16 protein-coding genes are annotated in these 18,521 nt (G+C 42.3%); 15 read left to right on the top strand and 1 reads right to left on the bottom strand.

Annotation, left to right across the window (positions count from 1 at the left end; genetic code table 11):
- The first annotated feature begins 62 nt into the window (after window positions 1-62).
- Together rpmF and BLR82_RS02760 are read left to right on the top strand one after the other, a co-directional pair.
- Complete coding sequence (gene rpmF, locus BLR82_RS02765) at window positions 63-236, top strand: 50S ribosomal protein L32 (protein WP_026570466.1); 174 nt, start codon at window positions 63-65, stop codon at window positions 234-236.
- Window positions 237-745: 509 nt separating this feature from the next.
- Window positions 746-1,231: an RsfA family transcriptional regulator gene (locus tag BLR82_RS02760; protein WP_074597465.1), complete on the top strand. Its 486-nt coding sequence runs from the start codon at window positions 746-748 to the stop codon at window positions 1,229-1,231.
- 102 nt (window positions 1,232-1,333) lie between these two features.
- On the opposite strand, the gene BLR82_RS02755 is transcribed toward BLR82_RS02760, so the two are convergent.
- Complete coding sequence (locus tag BLR82_RS02755; RefSeq protein ID WP_074597464.1) at window positions 1,334-1,813, bottom strand: N-acetyltransferase; 480 nt, start codon at window positions 1,811-1,813, stop codon at window positions 1,334-1,336.
- A 232-nt stretch (window positions 1,814-2,045) separates the two neighbouring features.
- Here BLR82_RS02755 and BLR82_RS02750 point away from each other — a divergent pair, with 232 nt between their 5' ends.
- The 13 genes from BLR82_RS02750 (at window position 2,046) to spoVE (ending at window position 18,004) form a co-directional block, all read left to right on the top strand.
- Window positions 2,046-2,936 (top strand): 2-dehydropantoate 2-reductase, encoded by an 891-nt coding sequence (locus BLR82_RS02750; protein ID WP_074597463.1) that lies wholly within the window; start codon window positions 2,046-2,048, stop codon window positions 2,934-2,936.
- Window positions 2,929-3,312 carry a DUF3397 family protein gene (locus tag BLR82_RS02745; protein ID WP_074597462.1) on the top strand — a complete coding sequence of 128 codons (384 nt, stop codon included), beginning with the start codon at window positions 2,929-2,931 and terminating at the stop codon, window positions 3,310-3,312. The genes BLR82_RS02750 and BLR82_RS02745 overlap by 8 nt, the downstream gene beginning before the upstream one ends.
- A 74-nt stretch (window positions 3,313-3,386) precedes the next feature.
- Entirely contained in the window at window positions 3,387-5,018 is a 1,632-nt protein-coding gene (gene bshC, locus BLR82_RS02740) for a bacillithiol biosynthesis cysteine-adding enzyme BshC (protein WP_074597461.1), read from the top strand.
- A 307-nt stretch (window positions 5,019-5,325) separates the two neighbouring features.
- The gene (gene mraZ / locus BLR82_RS02735) at window positions 5,326-5,757 is read left to right on the top strand and encodes a division/cell wall cluster transcriptional repressor MraZ (protein WP_074597460.1); all 432 of its coding nucleotides are present in this window, start codon (window positions 5,326-5,328) and stop codon (window positions 5,755-5,757) included.
- Between the two features lie 34 nt (window positions 5,758-5,791).
- A complete protein-coding gene (gene rsmH, locus BLR82_RS02730) occupies window positions 5,792-6,772 on the top strand; it encodes a 16S rRNA (cytosine(1402)-N(4))-methyltransferase RsmH (protein WP_074597459.1) in 981 nt (326 codons plus the stop codon).
- Window positions 6,769-7,155, top strand: a complete 387-nt coding sequence (gene ftsL / locus BLR82_RS02725; protein ID WP_083334677.1) for a cell division protein FtsL — start codon at window positions 6,769-6,771, stop codon at window positions 7,153-7,155. The genes rsmH and ftsL overlap by 4 nt, the downstream gene beginning before the upstream one ends.
- Window positions 7,156-7,174: 19 nt before the next feature.
- Window positions 7,175-9,388, top strand: coding sequence for a penicillin-binding protein (locus tag BLR82_RS02720; protein WP_074597458.1), 2,214 nt, complete (start codon window positions 7,175-7,177; stop codon window positions 9,386-9,388).
- 79 nt (window positions 9,389-9,467) lie between these two features.
- Window positions 9,468-11,408: a stage V sporulation protein D gene (locus BLR82_RS02715; protein WP_074597457.1), complete on the top strand. Its 1,941-nt coding sequence runs from the start codon at window positions 9,468-9,470 to the stop codon at window positions 11,406-11,408.
- A gap of 199 nt (window positions 11,409-11,607) precedes the next feature.
- Window positions 11,608-13,086 (top strand): UDP-N-acetylmuramoyl-L-alanyl-D-glutamate--2,6-diaminopimelate ligase, encoded by a 1,479-nt coding sequence (locus tag BLR82_RS02710; RefSeq protein WP_074597456.1) that lies wholly within the window; start codon window positions 11,608-11,610, stop codon window positions 13,084-13,086.
- Window positions 13,087-13,089: 3 nt separating this feature from the next.
- Window positions 13,090-14,448, top strand: a complete 1,359-nt coding sequence (locus tag BLR82_RS02705) for a UDP-N-acetylmuramoyl-tripeptide--D-alanyl-D-alanine ligase (RefSeq protein ID WP_074597455.1) — start codon at window positions 13,090-13,092, stop codon at window positions 14,446-14,448.
- A 70-nt stretch (window positions 14,449-14,518) separates the two neighbouring features.
- Entirely contained in the window at window positions 14,519-15,484 is a 966-nt protein-coding gene (gene mraY / locus BLR82_RS02700; RefSeq protein ID WP_425440889.1) for a phospho-N-acetylmuramoyl-pentapeptide-transferase, read from the top strand.
- The gene (murD, locus tag BLR82_RS02695; RefSeq protein ID WP_074597453.1) at window positions 15,481-16,830 is read left to right on the top strand and encodes a UDP-N-acetylmuramoyl-L-alanine--D-glutamate ligase; all 1,350 of its coding nucleotides are present in this window, start codon (window positions 15,481-15,483) and stop codon (window positions 16,828-16,830) included. The genes mraY and murD overlap by 4 nt, the downstream gene beginning before the upstream one ends.
- Before the next feature lie 73 nt (window positions 16,831-16,903).
- Complete coding sequence (gene spoVE / locus BLR82_RS02690; protein WP_074598244.1) at window positions 16,904-18,004, top strand: stage V sporulation protein E; 1,101 nt, start codon at window positions 16,904-16,906, stop codon at window positions 18,002-18,004.
- Window positions 18,005-18,521 lie beyond the last annotated feature (517 nt).

Genomic DNA, 18,521 nt, shown 5'->3' with positions numbered 1-18,521 from the left:
TTTTCTATTTTTTCTTCTAGATAAGGTATGATTTTCGTTATTAGTTGAAGGAGGTGTAAGACATGGCAGTACCTAAAAGAAGAACTTCTAAAAAAGTCAAAAACCAACGCCGTACGCATAAAAAGCTACACGTACCAGGTATGATTGAGTGCTCTAACTGTGGTGAGTACACAAAACCGCACCATGTTTGCAAAAATTGCGGGCATTATGACGGAAAACAAGTGGTTGAGCAATAATATCATCAATAGGCGTCATTATAAGGAAATCACCTTTTGAACTTGCTATACGAGCGGTTTGAAAGGTGATTTTTTTAGTGTTTTCTGATAGATCGATGCTTTTGCGTAAAAGAATAGACTGGAACCTAATTTGTGGATGAATTTTAATCATTCTTCATATGAGGAGTGCTGGTACTTGCTTCGAGATGCTTTTCACGGACTGCTGGTGATTCTTCTTGGGCTCTAGTTTAATACCTTTCCTTCTGTAGGTAACACAAGGAAGTGAAGGACATAAAGAAGGATGCTGGACTAGGCATTTATCGATTATAGGATAGTGGACAACCAATATTCGATTGTTCGGTTGAAACTGAACGAGAGGTTAACGGTTGAGCTTCTTTGTGGGATTCCGCCAAGCATGTTGATGTAATAAAAGCGTTTTACAATCAATGAAAAAATAGAACAGATAATTTTATTCTATCATTCCTATCTTTTGCATACATTGATAGCAAACCGTATACAGGAGGGATGATATGAACAATACGAGGCAGGACGCTTGGAGCCAGGATGAAGATGTCCTGCTTGCTGAGACTGTTCTTCGTTATATTAGAGAAGGGAAAACCCAACTCGAAGCTTTCAAGGAAGTCGCCAATCGCTTATCCAGAACCCCGGCTGCTTGCGGATTCCGCTGGAATGCTTCCATAAGAAAACAGTATCAGCAGGCCATTCAGCTTGCAAAACAGGAGAGAAAGCAGGCGGACCATTATCCTGTCTATCATGCAGAAGTGAAAAACAACGGGAAAGATGCTGGGTTTGAAGCAGCCATTTCCATGCTGGAAAAGCTTCGTCATAATTATGAATCAGCAAACAAGCAATCAGTAGATGCAGAAATACAGAGGCTGAAAACAGAAAATGATCAATTGAAAGAGCGATTGAAAAGATACCGGGATGCCTGGAACGAAATTGGGGATGTGTGGAAGCGGGCGGAAAGCCCGGAGGAAGAACGTCAGTCCAAATAGATATAACCATTCCTTGTAGTGGAAAAGGGCCGTCTTCAAGAGCCTGCCATCAAAGGCAGAACTCATGCAGGACGGCTTTGACGTTGAAGCCTCAGATGTGCATTAGGATACACTTTGTTCGGCTACACCCTCTGGAGTCCAAATTAAAGGATTTTCTCCTAAATCTCTTTCCATATTATATTTTGCTTTCTTGAAGCCCATCTTTTCCCAAAAACCATGAGAGTTGATTCGCGGATTCGTTTTGATCGGCAAATTATATTCTTTGGCGAATTCAACGAGTCGGCTGCCATAACCCCTTCCTTGATAATCGGGCAATACTTCCAGCTTCCATAATTCGAGATAATCCTGTGGAGGAGTGAAGTATTGATCATATTTTGCATCTACTCTATAAAGACTCATCCTGGCAACTAAAGCGTTTCCATAATAAATGCCGAAAAAAGGAGACTCACTGTCATTTTCAATAATGTTGCTCTCTAAATCCTCCAGCATGGAAAGTTCCTGGTTTCCATACTCTTTAAATCGCTTAAATTTCTCGAGTGTTTTGTAGTTGACCAACAGCCTTTCTACCTTCACTTGCTGCATAATCATTTCCCCTTTCCTGCTATCGAACTGGCTGCCGCCAGTTCCTTAATCGAAGCTTTCCGATAAGTAAGGAAGCTTTTTTGGTTTCAAACGCTTTCCAATTTCATTATAGTATAAAAATTTTCAGAATGAAATGAATTGCAGTTATTTACTGGCTAACGAAAAAGTTTTGCAGATATTTTCAGCATTCTTTGCTACAATCCTAATAGTTGCATTTATTGGGGGTAAAAAAATGAAGGTTGGTATTATTGGCGGCGGCGCAGTCGGGCTCCTGACTGCTGTCAATTTAACAAAAGGAGGCCACCAGGTCACCGTATATGTAAGAAGGGAAGAGCAAAAACACGAGATCAATAAAGGTGGCGTTTCTTTGGTTCCGGATTACAAGAACTTTCCGGTTAGGGCTCTGCTGTTAGAAGAGTTAAGAAAAGAGGATATAATAATGATTGCAGTTAAACAATATCACCTTTCTGATATCCTGCCCCGACTACAATCCTATCTCAACATTCCGTTGATTTTTTTGCAAAACGGAATGGGGCATCTTGAACTGCTTAGCCCGTTGAAGGATAGTCATCAGATGCTGCTAGGGGTGCTGGAGTATGGCGCTTTGAAGCATGACGATTATACCGTTGAACAAACCGGGAAAGGAATTTGTAGAATAGCTTCATTAAGCGAATTGTCTGCAACAAGCAATCAAACCATCCATAAGCTGGCGACCTCCTCTTATCCGATAAACCTGGAAGAAGACTGGTACCATATGTTAGCTCAAAAACTGGTAGTGAATGCAGTCATCAATCCGCTTACCGCATTATTTCAAGTCAAGAATGAAAGCCTGCTTGAAAACGAGCATCTTTTATGGCTAGCTGAAAAACTGTGCCAGGAAGCTTGCGAAGTCCTCGGATTAAGCAGCGGTAAGTCGTGGGAAATAGTGAAGAGGATAGTTTATCAAACGAAGGAGAATTATTCATCCATGTGCAAGGATATAGAAGCAGGAAGAAGGACCGAGATAGAAGCAATATCTGGTTACATACTCAAAAAGACGCAGTGTGACCTTGTTTATACGTCTTTTGCCTATCGCAGCATAAAAGCTTTGGAGATGAATGCGGGAGGCTTGAAGGATGATTGATTTAATGGTCTGGTTGCTCGCTTTTTGTTTGACGATGCCAATAGTAATTTCCTGGTTGGTGTATATCATTGCAAAAAAAGTAAGCAACAATCGCTTGAAGGCACTGCATGTTTCTGTTAATTACACAACGCTATTATATATTCTATCAGTGGGAGCAATCTTCCATCAATTATATGGAACTACTTATTATGGGTACATTTTCATTTTCCTGATCGTGCTTTTGAGTTTTTTTATCATTATGCAGTATAAAGTTAAGGGAGAAGTATTGTTTTTAACTGCTTGGAGGCGGTTTTGGAGACTTAGCTTCCTTCTGTTCATCCTGCTTTATTTTCTGCTCGTCATATATGGTATAACTGCAGGGATTCTTGCCGTGTAAACATAATAAGTGAATTTGCCAATTGTTTTATGTAAAATACGAATAGGCAAATTCAAATAAAGGAGCAGGTAATAGTGCGGATTGATCCAATTGAAACAAACATACAAACGAAGCTGATCGCTGGATACAGATCTGGAGACGAAGCGATTCAGAATAAATTCGATTATCAGCCTTTTCAACAGGAAACATATGTGCAAAGAGCTCGGGATATCAGCGACAAGCAATTCAACCGTGAGGGACTGTCCGCTGTCTTAACTGAATTAAATGCAGGATGGGGCGGAACCCAGGCAACCATGCATAATATAGAACGGCTGAAAGACGAAAACAGTATGGTGATTGTCGGTGGCCAGCAGGCTGGACTGTTAACCGGCCCTCTATATACAATACATAAAATCATCTCGATTATTAATTTTGCCAAAGAACAGGAGCATCAATTGGAAAAACCAGTGATACCCGTTTTTTGGATTGCCGGTGAGGACCATGATTTCGATGAAATCGATCATATTATGATGCCGCAGGGTGATCGGATGAAAAAGAACAAAGTCGGACAGCGACCGGATCAAAAATGTTCCGTCTCCGACTTGCCAATAAACCATGCGGAAGCGGAAAAGTGGTTGAAAAAGATTTTTTCTCAGATTCAAGAAACGGACAATACAAGGAACCTATATTCATGCTGTCAAGATTTACTGCAAAGCTCAGGTACTTATGTAGATTTCTTTGCCAAAATTATATTGCGCCTATTTGGAGAAGATGGGATAGTTTTGGTAGATTCAGGGAATCCGTTGGTAAGGAAGTTGGAGAGTGATAACTTCTTGGCGATGATAGAAAATCAGTCTGCAATCAGCCGGGGTGTGTACCAGGAAATCCAAAAAAACAGAAATGAAGGATATCCAATCGAGCTTGATGCCGAACCGGAGAGCGGACACCTTTTTTATCATCTGGAAGGAGAAAGAGAAAGAGTTCTGCTGTTTAAGCAAGAAGGTGATAAATGGGCTGGAAAGCAAAACGAATGTAGCTTTACGACAGCAGAGCTTCGGCAAATCGCATTGGAGCACCCTGAAAAATTAAGCAATAACGTAGTTACCCGTCCATTGATGCAGGAATTGTTATTTCCTACACTTGCCTTTTTTGGCGGGCCTGGAGAGGTTGCTTACTGGTCGGTTTTAAAGCCTGCTTTTCATGCGCTGCAAATCAAGATGCCGCCTGTACTTCCGCGATTGTCTTTTACATTAGTAGATAAGAACACGGAAAAAATAGTCCGCAATCTTTCTTTAACCGTGGAAGAAGTGTTAGAGCGCGGAGTGAATGCTGAAAAAACAAATTGGCTTGCCGCCCAAACCAACCCACCGATAGAAATGTTGGCTGCACAGGTGAAAAAGTCTATCGAGGAAGCTCATCGGCCATTACGTAAAGCTGCCGGTTCAATCCGAACGGATCTGAAAGATATTGCGGATAAAAACTTGGAGTATTTATACAGAGATATCGATTTTATAGAAGAAAGAATCAACAAGACCTTGCAAGATATGCACCGTAAGACGTTGGAAGATTATGATTCGGTGAATCTTTGCTTATACCCGGAAAGGGGATTACAAGAGAGAGCCTGGAATGCGCTCCCTTGGATCAATCATCATGGTAAAGATTTTATCAGGCAGCTTACGGCATCATCCTTTGATTACAGTAAGGCACACTATATCGTTTATTTGTGAAGATGGTCAAGAACTCCTCCACTTTCCACCACTAGAAAATAAAAATCGTTAAATGGGATAATAAAAATCATATGGAGTAATAGAGCGTCCTGCATTTTGCAGGGCGCTTTCTTTTTGCTTATCAATGAATTCGGAATTTCTGATGAAAATCCTCATTTGCTTATTAAAAGCCTATAACCATGAAGAACCCTAGGTTAGAAGAGGGATTATTACAGGTTGTTTACTTGTAAATAAGTTTTAATAAAAAATAAGTGGTGAATAGTGGGGGAATGTGGTACCATTAATTTAGAAAGTGGGGGCGGTCTCTATGTTCATGGGTGAGTTTCAACATAATATTGACACAAAAGGCCGGATAATCGTCCCTGCAAAATTCAGGGAAGGACTAGGGGAAACCTTTGTCCTTACCCGTGGTCTAGATCAATGTTTATTTGCTTATCCAATGGATGAATGGTCGCTTTTAGAAGAAAAACTAAAAAAACTGCCACTCACCAAAAAAGACGCCAGGGCGTTCACCAGGTTTTTCTTTTCTGGCGCCGTGGAATGTGAAGTGGATAAACAGGGGAGAATAAATATACCAGCACCTTTGCGGAAGTACGCAGGGCTGGAAAAAGGATGTGTGGTTATCGGTGTCTCGAACAGAATAGAATTCTGGTCTGACAGTGAATGGGAAACCTATTTTGAAGCATCCGAGGATTCTTTTGCAGAAATTGCAGAAAACATGATGGATTTTGATATTTGATTTACCAATAGACAAAGCGTAAGCGGGTGAAGGTATGTTTGAACATTTTAGTGTGCTGAAACAAGAGGCAGTGGAAGGGTTGAATGTAAAACCAAATGGTACATACATAGATTGTACGCTCGGTGGAGGCGGTCATTCCGAGATGATAGCAAGCAAGCTTGGTATGGGCGGGATGCTGATCGCTTTCGACCAGGACGAACAGGCACTTCAAGCCGCTCGAGAACGACTTGCGCCTTATCAAGGGAAAGTGCTGTTCATCCATTCGAATTTCCGGAATTTGAAGACGGAATTAGAAAATAACGGAGTAGATGAAGTCGACGGAGTGTTATTTGATTTAGGAGTTTCCTCCCCTCAGCTTGACGATGCAGAGAGAGGATTCAGCTATCAACATGATGCAAGCCTGGATATGCGGATGGATCAGACCCAGGACTTTACTGCTTATCAGGTTATTAATCAATGGCCATATGAGCAACTCGTGAAAATATTTTTCCGGTATGGGGAAGAGAAATTCTCCAAACAAATTGCCCGGAAAATTGAAGATCGTAGAAAAGAAAAGTCTATCGATACCACATTTGAACTAGTCGATATTATTAAGGATGCGATACCTGCTCCAGCCAGAAGAAAGGGAGGGCATCCGGCAAAAAGAATCTTTCAGGCTGTCAGGATAGCTGTAAATGATGAACTAAATGCCTTTGATGAAGCGTTGCACCAGGCAGCAGAGGTTATTGCTGTTAACGGGCGGCTATCTGTCATCACTTTCCACTCATTGGAAGACAGGCTCTGTAAGCAGGCTTTTAAAAAGTGGAGCACAACACCGCAGCTTCCAAGAAATATTCCGGTGATTCCGGAAGAAAGCAAGCCGCCGTTCAAACAAATCAACCGTAAACCAATTCTTCCAGAAGATGAAGAACTGGATGCCAACCGACGCTCACGCTCAGCGAAGCTGAGAATATTAGAGAAAGTAAAACCTTGGAACGACGAATTCAGTTATCAAGAAGGGTGGAATAAACGATGAGCACATCTCCATTAAAGAATTGGCAGGATTCCTGGCAAGAAACTGGCCGGCATACGATACCAGATACAAAAAAACAGGTCAAAGTAAAAGTTCAAAAGAAAAAATGGATTACAACCGGAGAGAAATTCATTTATACTGTATTCAGTGCTGTGCTAGTGGGGGCGTTGTATTTTTCTGTCTCATTAAGTAATTCTACGGATGCATTGAACAGAGAGGTACAGCAACTGGAACAGCAAGTAGAAAGTCAGCAGGAACTAAATCAGAATTTGGAATACAAAGCAAAAGAATTAAGTAATCCAGATCGTATTTTGAGAATCGCCAAGGAAAACGGTTTGAAGATCCAAAATACGCAAGTAAAGCAGGCAACCCAAATATCTGAATAAGTAAGGATGGAGATATGGCGTGCGAAAGAATAAAACGACTCATGTCATGTCATCGGTGTTTATGTTGTTGTTTATCGTCTTATTCCTCGTTTTATCTGGACGCTTTTTATACATACAGGGAACAGGAGAAGTAGATGGAGTATCCTTGCAGGAGTGGGCCGATAAAAAACGGACCAACTCTTACGTGATTGAAGCAGAAAGAGGGCAGATATTGGACCGTAACGGGATGCCTCTTGCATATGACCGTGCAGTTTATCAAATTTCTGCTATTGTCGATGAAAGCTATTCCGAAGGATTGGAAGAGCCGAAGCACGTCGACAATATCGATAAGGCGGCTGACCAATTGGCACCACTGCTAAATATGGATGCAGCAAAAATAGCCGAAATCATGAAAAAGGGGCAGGAAGAAGGCAGATTCCAAGTAGAGTTCGGTGTCCATGGGAAAAATATTACCCAGGAGACAAAGGAAAAAATAGAAGACTTGGATATCCCGGGGATCAACTTCGAAAAAGATTCCATCCGCTATTACCCAAATGGCACTTTTGCTTCCCAAGTGATTGGCATTGCGCAACAGCAGGAAGATAAGTTGATTGGCAGAAATGGGATAGAAGCAGAAATGGATGATGTGCTAAGCGGGAAGAATGGATCTATTTCCTATAAAAGGGACAACTTTAACACAAAACTGCTTGATCCGGATGAAGTGATCAAACAGGCCGATGACGGAGAAGACGTCTACCTGACTATTGATCAAAAAATCCAGACACTATTAGAGGATGCAATGAGCCAGGTTGAGAAGGACTACAAACCAGAGCGGATGACAGCAGTGGTAATGAACCCTAAGACAGGAGAAGTCGTGGCCATGAGCAACAGGCCAAGTTATAATCCGAATGAACTTGGGGAAGTGAGCAACTGGTATAACGACGTTGTATCCAATCCGTTTGAACCAGGCTCCACAATGAAAATTTTCACGCTTGCTGCAGCAATAGAAGAAGGTGTTTTTAATCCGGATGAGTACTATGAATCAGGCTCTTATCAAAATGACAAAATGAACACCCCGATACATGATTGGCGAGGGAACTGGGGAACCATTACTTATAAAGAAGGTATACAGCGATCTTCCAACGTGGCAGCTGCCAAGCTCGTATGGGAAAAGCTGGGGCCCGATAAATTTCTTGATTATTTAAAGGCTTTTCACTTTGATCAAAAAACAGGCATCGATTTGCCGAATGAACAACCAGGCCATATTCTTTATGACTGGCCAATCGAAAAAGTGACTACGTCTTACGGACAGGGGACGACTGTCACGCCTATACAGTTGATGATGGCTGCATCTGCCATTGCCAATGACGGGAAAATGATGAAACCCTATGTCATTTCCAAGATTGTCAATTCAGAAACTGGACAGGTGATGAAAGAGAATGAGCCAAAGCAATCGGGCCAGCCGGTTTCCGGCCAAACGGCAGAGGAAGTGAAAGATATCCTGGAGACGGTTATCACTTCTGAGCATGGTACGGGTCATAATATATACAACTTAAATGATTACTCCGTCGCAGGTAAAACAGGTACGGCTCAGATTCCGGACTCAGAGACTGGGCGTTATATGACAGGAGAGGAGAATTACTTGTTTTCGTTTCTTGGAATGGCGCCTAAAGAAGATCCTGAGCTAATGATGTATGTATCGGTAAAACAACCGGACTTAGAAGAAAATGAATCCGGCTCTGCACCAGTATCATATATATTTAAAAATGTAATGGAAAACAGTCTGCATTATTTAAATATTGAACCTGATCAGAAAAACGAGCAGAAGGTGAAAACCGTCAGCATGCCGGATATAGACGGATTGTCCATTAATAAAGCAAAAGAGAAGCTAGAATCAAAAGGTTTGAAGCCTGTAATAATTGGGAGCGGAAAAAAAGTGGAGGCTTTCAGCAGTCGGTCTGGAGAACAACTTTTGGCGAATGAAAAGGTCTTTATTCTGACTGAAAAACCGGAAATGCCTGACGTAAACGGATGGTCGATGCGTGATGTGCTCAAATTCGGTGATCTGACAGGTATCGAGATAGAAACCATGGGTAACGGATTTGCAGTTAAACAAAGCATTAAGAAGGGAACTGCACTAAAAAAAGACGATTACTTGGTAGTTGAGTTCTCCCCACCGAATCACGATGAAGATAGCAAAGTTAAAGAGGAAGAAAACCCGGAAGCTTCCGATGAGGGCTCGGGGGAACAATGACAAGGAAAACAGCAGTGTTCTATTCGTTTTCAGCCATTCATATATTGGATACAAGCATACCTTTGTAAGGAGATGTCCTATGAAACGAGTATCCAATGTAACAATGCGAAAACGTTTAGTCACTGTTTTTCTTTTGGGAATTTTAGTTTTTGGAATCATCGATATCCGGCTTGGCTACGTACAGTTTGTCCTTGGAGACTGGCTTACAGGGGAAGCAAAAGAACTTTGGAGCCGTGATATCATTTTTGAACCGGAGCGCGGCGAGATTTTGGACAAGAATGGCGAGGTTTTGGCCGAAAATGTGTCTGCGCCCACTGTCATGCTGGTTCCTCGTCAGATCAAAGATCCGGAAGATACCGCAGACTCCCTGGCTAAAATTCTTAACATGGACAAGGAAAAGGCTTACCAAGAGGTAACGAAAAACGAAAATATTGTGAGAGTTCATCCGGAAGGGCGAAAAATTTCGGAAGAAAAGGCTGATGCAATCCGGGCATTGGGAATGGAAGGAGTTTATATAGCGGAGGATTCCAAACGCCACTATCCAAAGGGCTCTTATTTATCTCATGTGCTTGGGTTCAGCGGAATCGACAACCAGGGGTTAATGGGACTGGAACAGTATTATAATGAACAGTTGAGTGGTGAAAAAGGCAGTCTCTCCTATTTTTCCGATGCCAAAGGACAACGAATGGCTGACTTGGCAGATGTATATAATCCACCTGTAGATGGGAATTCCTTGAAACTAACAATCGATTCCAGGGTACAGACAATAATGGAGCGTGAACTGGACCTTGCTGTCTCCAAATATAATCCTGATGGGGCTATTGCGATTGCTGTGGATCCAAATACAGGTGGTGTGCTTGGCATGTCTTCCAGACCAACCTTCGATCCAGAACATTACCAGGATTATGATTCAAGTGTATATAACAAAAACCTTCCGATTTGGAGTACGTATGAACCAGGATCCACCTTTAAAATAATCACGCTTGCAGCTGCACTGGAGGAAAATGCTGTAGATTTATATGAAGAAGAATTCCATGATGACGGATCAATCGAGGTAGGTGGAGCCACTTTGCATTGTTGGAAGAGCGGCGGGCATGGTCATCAGACATTTCTGGAAGTCGTACAAAATTCCTGCAACCCGGGATTTGTGACGCTCGGTGAACGTTTGGGAAAGGAGAAGCTGTTTTCCTATATTGATGACTTCGGATTTGGAAAGAAGACCGGTATCGACCTACAAGGAGAAGGAACGGGAATACTGTTCAAACCGGAAAATATCGGGCCAGTCGAATTAGCGACTACCGCTTTTGGTCAGGGCGTTTCGGTTACCCCGATCCAGCAAGTAATGGCTGTTGCAGCTGCTGTAAATGGTGGATATTTGTATGAACCATATATCGCCCAAGAATGGCTTGACCCAAAAACAAATAAAGTTATTGAAAAAACGGAGCCCACCCTTCGAAACAGAGTGATTTCCAACGAAACTTCTAAAGAAATCAGGGACGCATTAGAAAGCGTCGTGGCCAAAGGTACTGGAAGAGGTGCTTATGTCGAAGGGTATCGAGTAGGAGGGAAAACAGGAACTGCTCAAAAGGTAGGAAAAGATGGAAAATATATGAGCAATAACCATATCGTTTCCTTTATGGGTTTTGCCCCGGCTGACGACCCTGAAATTGTCGTCTATGTTGCTATCGATAATCCAAAAGATACGGTCCAATTCGGAGGTGTCGTAGCAGCTCCGATCGTCGGGAGCATTATCGGAGACAGTTTGAGAGCCCTTGGTGTTAAAAAGCGCGCCGATGGGCTGGATAAGGAATATCAGTGGCCAGATCAGCCGTTAGTAGAGGTTCCAGACTTGATTGGTTTAAGTAAAAGTGAATTGATGGAGTACATGGTAAACCTATCTGTCGAAACAAGTGGTACAGGCGAATATATCATTGATCAGGCACCTAAGCCTGGCACCAAGCTAGAACAGGGAAAAGAAGTAAGAATATACCTTTCCGAAAAAAAACCGGATGAAAATTAACAACCCATCCGGCCAAGAGGGAAAACTTCTGTTATAATAAAGTGATGTAAATAATTAAAATGATAATCGTTCAATCGTCTACAGGAGTCTTGTGCTTGTGGCGATTGGGCGATTAACAGTGAGCTAAAAAGGGAATTCAGTCAAAATGTGCATGGAAGATTTTAAGAAACTGGTTTTTAGAAGGTTAGGATGTGGAATGATGAAACTTACGGAGATTGTAGATGTTTTGCATTTTTATCGACAGTCGAAAGATATAGAAAACTTATCAATTAAAGGATTAGAAATAGATTCTAGAAATGTCGAACAAGGTGACTTGTTTATTTGTATCAAAGGGTTCACAGTCGATGGTCACCTGTATGCCCAGCAAGCCGAGAAACAAGGTGCTGTGGCTGTTATCGCCGAGAAACCTGTGGATGTTTCCATCCCCGTCATTCTCGTGAATGACACAACAAAAGCAGTGGCCCTTTTAGCTAACAAATTTTATGACTATCCGACCGAGAAGCTCAACGTAATCGGTGTTACAGGAACGAATGGCAAGACATCTGTTACCTATTTGCTTGAAGCAATATTCAAGGAGCAACGGAAAAAGACCGGTTTAATCGGGACCATACAGATGAAAATGGAAGACGACTGTTTTGATGTCAAGAATACAACACCGGATTCTTTGTTCTTGCAAAGAAGTTTTCAACAAATGGTAAATAGAAAAATCGATACTGTCTTTATGGAGGTATCATCCCATGCGCTGGACTTAGGAAGGGTTTATGGTTGTGATTTTGATATTGCTGTATTTACCAACCTTTCTCAAGATCACTTGGATTATCATGAGAGCATGGAAGATTATTTGCATGCGAAAAGCTTGTTGTTTTCTCAACTGGGGAACAGGTATGATGAAAAAAAACCAAAGTTTGCAGTCGTCAACAAAGATGACCCTCATTCCAAAATGCTGATAAAAAGTACTTCTCAACCTGTCATCACATATGGAATAGAAAAGCAGGCAGACATTCAAGCTATTGACGTCAAGCTTGATGCCAATGGGTCCACTTTCTTGTTAAAAACGTTTGATGAAGAAGTACGCATCACTAGTAAGTTGATGGGGAACTTCAGCGTATATAACATGCTTGCGGCGGCTTCTGCTGCTCTTTGTACCGGGATTCCGTTACATACGATAAAAAGGGCACTGGAATCTACTACAGGTGTTAGTGGACGGTTCGAACCTGTGAATCTTGGTCAACCGTTCGGAGTGATTGTGGATTACGCCCACACCCCTGATTCTCTTGAAAACGTCTTGGAAACAATCCGCTCTTTTGTGAAGAGGAAAGTATATGTCGTTGTTGGTTGCGGTGGAGACAGAGACAAATCGAAACGGCCGTTGATGGCCGGTGCAGCTGTTAAGTATGCAGATTTGGCTATTTTCACCTCCGACAACCCGCGTACAGAAGATCCACAGGCTATCTTAAACGATATGGTGGCTGGTCTCCAAGGGAATAATTTTCAGGTAATCGAGAATCGCCAGCAGGCAATTGATGAAGCAATACGGCTGGCAGAAAAAGATGACATTGTACTGATTGCCGGAAAAGGCCATGAAACCTATCAGCTGGTTAAGGGAGAGGTTCATGATTTTGATGATAGACTGGTAGCAGCAAATGCCATCAAGTTTAACTGGAATAAGGAGAATTGAATCATGTTGTTTACCACAGAATTTTTGGCGGATGTGTTTGATGATTGCAAAGGTGCTGTTCAGGATGGCATCGAAATAAATGAGGTAATCACAGACAGCCGCAGACAAAGCCATAAATCGTTATTCATCCCCTTGGTCGGGGAGTCCTTCGATGGACATGATTTTTTAAAGGGAGCCTTTGATAATGGGGCTGTTGCAATTTTATGGGCAAAAGACAGAGAACTACCTGAATTCCTGCCTGCCGGTTTCCCGGTATTTTATGTGGATGATACGCTGGAAGGACTGCAACTGCTTGCCCGCGAATATCGTAAACGAATCAATCCGACCGTTATCGGAATTACCGGTTCTAACGGAAAAACGACAACCAAGGATCTTGTTGGAACAGTAACAGGCTCCTACTATCGGACACATCGGACAAAGGGAAACCTTAATAACCATATAGGTGTACCATTAACGATATTGTCGATGCCGCCACAAACAGAGGTGCTCGTTTTGGAGATGGGCATGAGCGGATTTGGCGAAATTGAATTGTTGTCTAAAATAGCGGAACCGGATTATGCGGTGATTACCAATATCGGAGAATCCCATATTGAATATTTAGGTTCAAGGGAAGGAATCGCTCAGGCTAAATCGGAAATTTTAGCCGGATTAAAATCGGATGGCCGCCTATTTATTGACGGAGATGAAGCGCTGCTGTCTCCTTTGAAACAAAGGGAGGATGTCATCGGGTGTGGTTTTCAACCACACAACCAGATAACAGCCGACCACATTCGAATGTATTCGGATAAAACCACTTTTCAGTTTAATGGGCAAATCGCATATGAATTAAATATGCTTGGAGAACATAATGTTAAGAATGCATTATTCGCGATAGCAATCGCTAATCAATTAGGTATACCGGAACAATACATCAAGTCTTCGTTGTCGGATCTGGAATTGACTGGTATGCGATTTGAATTTATGAGCGGAAGGAACCATTCGACGATCATCAATGATGCATATAATGCTTCTCCTACCTCAATGAAAGCTTCAATCAATGTCGTTCAGCAATTAGCTGGCTATCAAAGGAAAGTGCTTGTACTAGGAGATATCTTTGAGCTGGGAGAGCAGGCTTCTGCTCTCCACCGGCAAGTTGCTGCAGCCATTAATCAGGAAATCGATGTATTGTTTACAGTAGGCAGCAATGCGCGTGAAATTTCGGATGCGAAACAGAATGAACTTCGTCTGGTTCAGCACTTCGATTCGCTTGATGATTTGACAACTGCTCTCCTGCCACTACTAGAGGATGGCACCCTTGTCCTACTAAAAGCATCCAGAGGAATGAAGCTGGAAACGATGCTTAAAGACATTGCTAAGCAATAACTAGAAAGAACAAAATGGGCGGGTTTTTGCAATAAAGGAGGAAATACCTGTGAATGAATATGTTTTACTAATGACCATGGCAATATCTTTTCTGATAACCGTCCTGATTTCTCCAGTATTTATCCCATTCTTACGTAGATTAAAGTTTGGACAAAGTATTAGAGAAGAAGGTCCGAAATCCCATATGAAAAAGACTGGAACACCGACAATGGGGGGGCTTATGATTCTCCTCAGTGTAGCAATCACGACACTGGTGATGATTGGGAAATTTAATCCGCACCCATTCGGCTTCCAAATTGTATTACTGTTAATCGTTTTACTAGGTTTTGGCCTGCTCGGTTTTCTGGATGATTTTATCAAGGTAGCAATGAAAAGGAATCTTGGATTGACTTCCAAGCAGAAGATGGCTGGACAGATTGTTATTTCTTTGGTTTTCTACTTTATTTTAAAAGCGAACGATTTCCCTACCTATATTCAAATTCCAGGTACAAATATTCAATGGGAATTGGGCTGGGCTTATGCAATCTTAATTATTGTCATACTGGTTGGATCTTCCAACGCCGTAAATTTAACTGACGGGCTCGACGGCTTGCTGGCGGGAACAGCGGCTATAGCTTTCGGTGCTTTTGGCATTCTTGCATGGTATGGGTTTACGCAATTCGAAGTAACCATATTTTCTTTGGCAGTAGTCGGAGCCTTACTCGGTTTTTTGGTCTTCAATGCACATCCTGCGAAAGTGTTCATGGGCGATACCGGTTCGCTAGCTCTCGGGGGAGCTATTGGAGCGATAGCCATTCTTACAAAGATGGAAATTCTGCTGATAGTCATTGGCGGTGTTTTTGTCATCGAAACACTCTCTGTCATTATTCAAGTTATATCTTTTAAAACAACAGGCAAACGGGTGTTCAAAATGAGCCCTTTACACCATCATTATGAGTTGATGGGATGGTCTGAGTGGCGTGTAGTAACGACGTTTTGGCTGGTGGGACTTGTATTTGCAGCACTCGGGATTTATATCGAGGTGTGGTCATTTTGAAAACATTGATTGACTTTCCATATGAAAAAGTCCTTGTACTCGGACTTGCGAAAAGCGGCACTGCTGCAGCTAAATTGCTCCATGACAGTGGGAAGGAAGTACGGGTAAATGATTTGAAAGCTGATCAGGACAGTGATCAGGTGCAAGAATTAACGGGTTTAGGAATCGAAGTAGTAACTGGAGGACATCCGCTTTCTGTATTGGAAGGTGTTGAGTTGTTAGTGAAAAATCCGGGAATTCCTTACGAAAATCCCGTGGTCCGGGAAGCGGAAAACAGGAAGATTCCGATTATTACGGAAGTGGAATTGGCAGGAAGACTCGTAAATGATTCCATTATAGGGATCACTGGTTCCAATGGAAAAACAACAACAACAACACTGATTTATGAAATGCTCAACCAAAGTGGCTGTAAAACTCAACTTGCTGGGAACATCGGTAATGTTTCTTGTGAAGTTGCCCGGAACATGGCCGAGGATGAATGGATGGTTATTGAATTATCATCTTTTCAATTACTGGGGATAGATCAGTTCAAACCGAAGATTTCGGTGTTGCTCAATCTGTTTGAAGCCCACTTGGATTACCATAAGTCGTTCGAGAATTACAAGCAAGCGAAAGCTGGCATTATGAAGAATCAAACCGAAGATGATTTTATCGTATATAATGCAGATGATAACGAAATTTCGGATATCGCAGCTCAATCCGCTGCAGTGAAAGTACCTTTTTCCAAAACTCAAAGAATACCGGGTGGCGCCTGGTGTGATGACAAGTATTTGTATTTTAAACAAGAACCGGTCATCTCTTTGGGGGATATCGTACTTGTCGGCAGCCACAATTTGGAAAATATCATGGCTGCTGTCAGTGCGGCCAAATTAAGCGGAGCTGATAATGATGGAATCAGGCAAGTACTGAATACTTTTACTGGCGTTAAACACCGTCTTCAGTTTGTCAGCAATGTAAATGGACGTTTATTTTACAATGATTCCAAGGCTACCAATATACTGGCAACCAGCAAAGCGTTGTCTTCCTTCAGTCAGCCAACTATCTTATTGGCAGGCGGCCTGGACCGGGGCGGTTCTTTTGCTGACTTAATCCCTTCATTGGAATGTGTCAAGGCGGTCATCGTTTTTGGAGAGACTGCAGATAAAATAGCAGAAACAGCGAGCAATGCAGGAATCAAAACAATTGAATATGCAAAAAACGTAGAAGAAGCTGCCCGCAAAGCTTATCAGCTTTCCTTGGAGGAAGATGTGATTTTGTTATCACCCGCTTGTGCAAGCTGGGATCAATACCGCACTTTCGAGGAAAGAGGAGACATGTTTATGAAAGCTGTGCATACATTAGAGTAGGGGGCTTGGACTACTCACCCCCAATACCGATTTACGAAAGGGAATTGGGGGTGTTTTTTTGGCAAAGAAATGGGTGAATGATGCAAAAGATTCTCCAGACTATCTGCTGGTAATAACAATTTTAACCCTACTCACAATTGGCGTGGTCATGGTTTACAGCGCTTCTGCAATCTGGGGAGAATATAAATTTGATGATGGATTTTTCTTTGTGAAACGGCAGCTGTTATTTGCTGGAGCAGGTATTGCAGCTATGTTGGTAGTCATGAACGTACCTTATTCTGCTTGGCAGAAATATGCCAAACCATTGCTTTTTATCTGTTTTATTTTGTTGTTGGCTGTGTTGATTCCTGGTGTTGGTTTAGTTAGGGGAGGAGCTAGAAGCTGGATCGGGGTTGGAGCCTTCAGCATTCAGCCTTCAGAATTTATGAAACTTGGGTTAATTATATTCTTGTCGACTTATTTGGCAAGCAATCAAAAATACATCACTTCTTTCAAAAAAGGCTTTCTCCCTGCATTATTGCTGATATTTACTGCTTTCGGGCTCATCATGTTGCAGCCAGACTTAGGGACTGGTGTTGTCCTTGTACTGACCTGCTTTGTCATGTTGTTTGTAGCAGGAGCGAAAATCACGCATTTTTTAGGGCTGGGAATACTCGGAATTGCAGGGTTTCTCGGTTTGATTTTGTCGGCTCCCTATCGGATTAACCGGATTACAGCTTTTTTAAATCCGTGGGAGGATCCTTTAGGGAATGGCTTTCAAATCATTCAATCTTTATATGCGATTGGTCCTGGCGGGTTGATGGGGTTAGGGCTTGGGCAAAGTCTGCAAAAGTTTTTTTATCTACCCGAACCACATAACGATTTTATTTTTGCCATTCTCGCAGAAGAACTTGGTTTTATCGGTGGGACATTTCTAATCATGCTTTTCGGCTTGTTTTTATGGCGGGGAATCCGCGTTTCGTTGGCAGCGCCTGACACATTTGGGAGTTTGCTTGGGTTAGGAATTGTCGGGATGGTTACCCTGCAAATTATGATAAATGTCAGTGTTGTAATCGGCCTGATTCCAGTCACAGGTATTACGCTTCCTTTCCTGAGTTACGGAGGTTCCTCTCTCACGTTGACGTTATGTTCTATGGGGATTTTATTAAATATCAGCCGGTATGCAAAGTATTGATTTTTTCGTCAGGTCAACTTGCAAGGCAAGAGGTCGAATCCTATGTGATTTGGCCTCTTATTATTTTATGAAAATACCGCCCAGCAAACAGTGTCCTTGTTTATTTTTACCAGTTAATTGTAACGGAAAGTTCTATTGCCTATTCAAAAAGAGTGTTAATCACCGCTTCGGCAGCTTACTCTAGAAGCTGGCCCAGTGGAGGAAAAACCCGGAGACTCCTCGAAAATACAAAAAGCTTTTCTTCGTGCGATGGATCGCTGCCACAGTCTTCCTTGGGACCGCGGTTACTCGCCCCGCCCGAGATACCTGCACTGCGGGAGGAAAGGCCCCGGTGAAATCCCGCAGAGCGTTAGCTCGAAGAAAGCTCACCAGCTGCCTGCGGAAAGCGCAGGGTATTTCCGCAGCGCCAACCCCCATCTCAATAAATGCAGGTAGTTAGGAAGACGCCTTCAAACTATGTCGCAGTTTTTTATCAACTTCTTTCCTTAAACTGCAAATTGAATTGAGATTAAGCGTG

The organism is Sediminibacillus halophilus, assembly GCF_900103695.1.
GTDB classification, from domain to species: Bacteria; Bacillota; Bacilli; order Bacillales; family Amphibacillaceae; genus Sediminibacillus; species Sediminibacillus halophilus.
The sequence above is the reverse complement of the archived record's forward strand: the minus strand, read 5'-3'. Positions and strand labels throughout refer to the sequence as shown.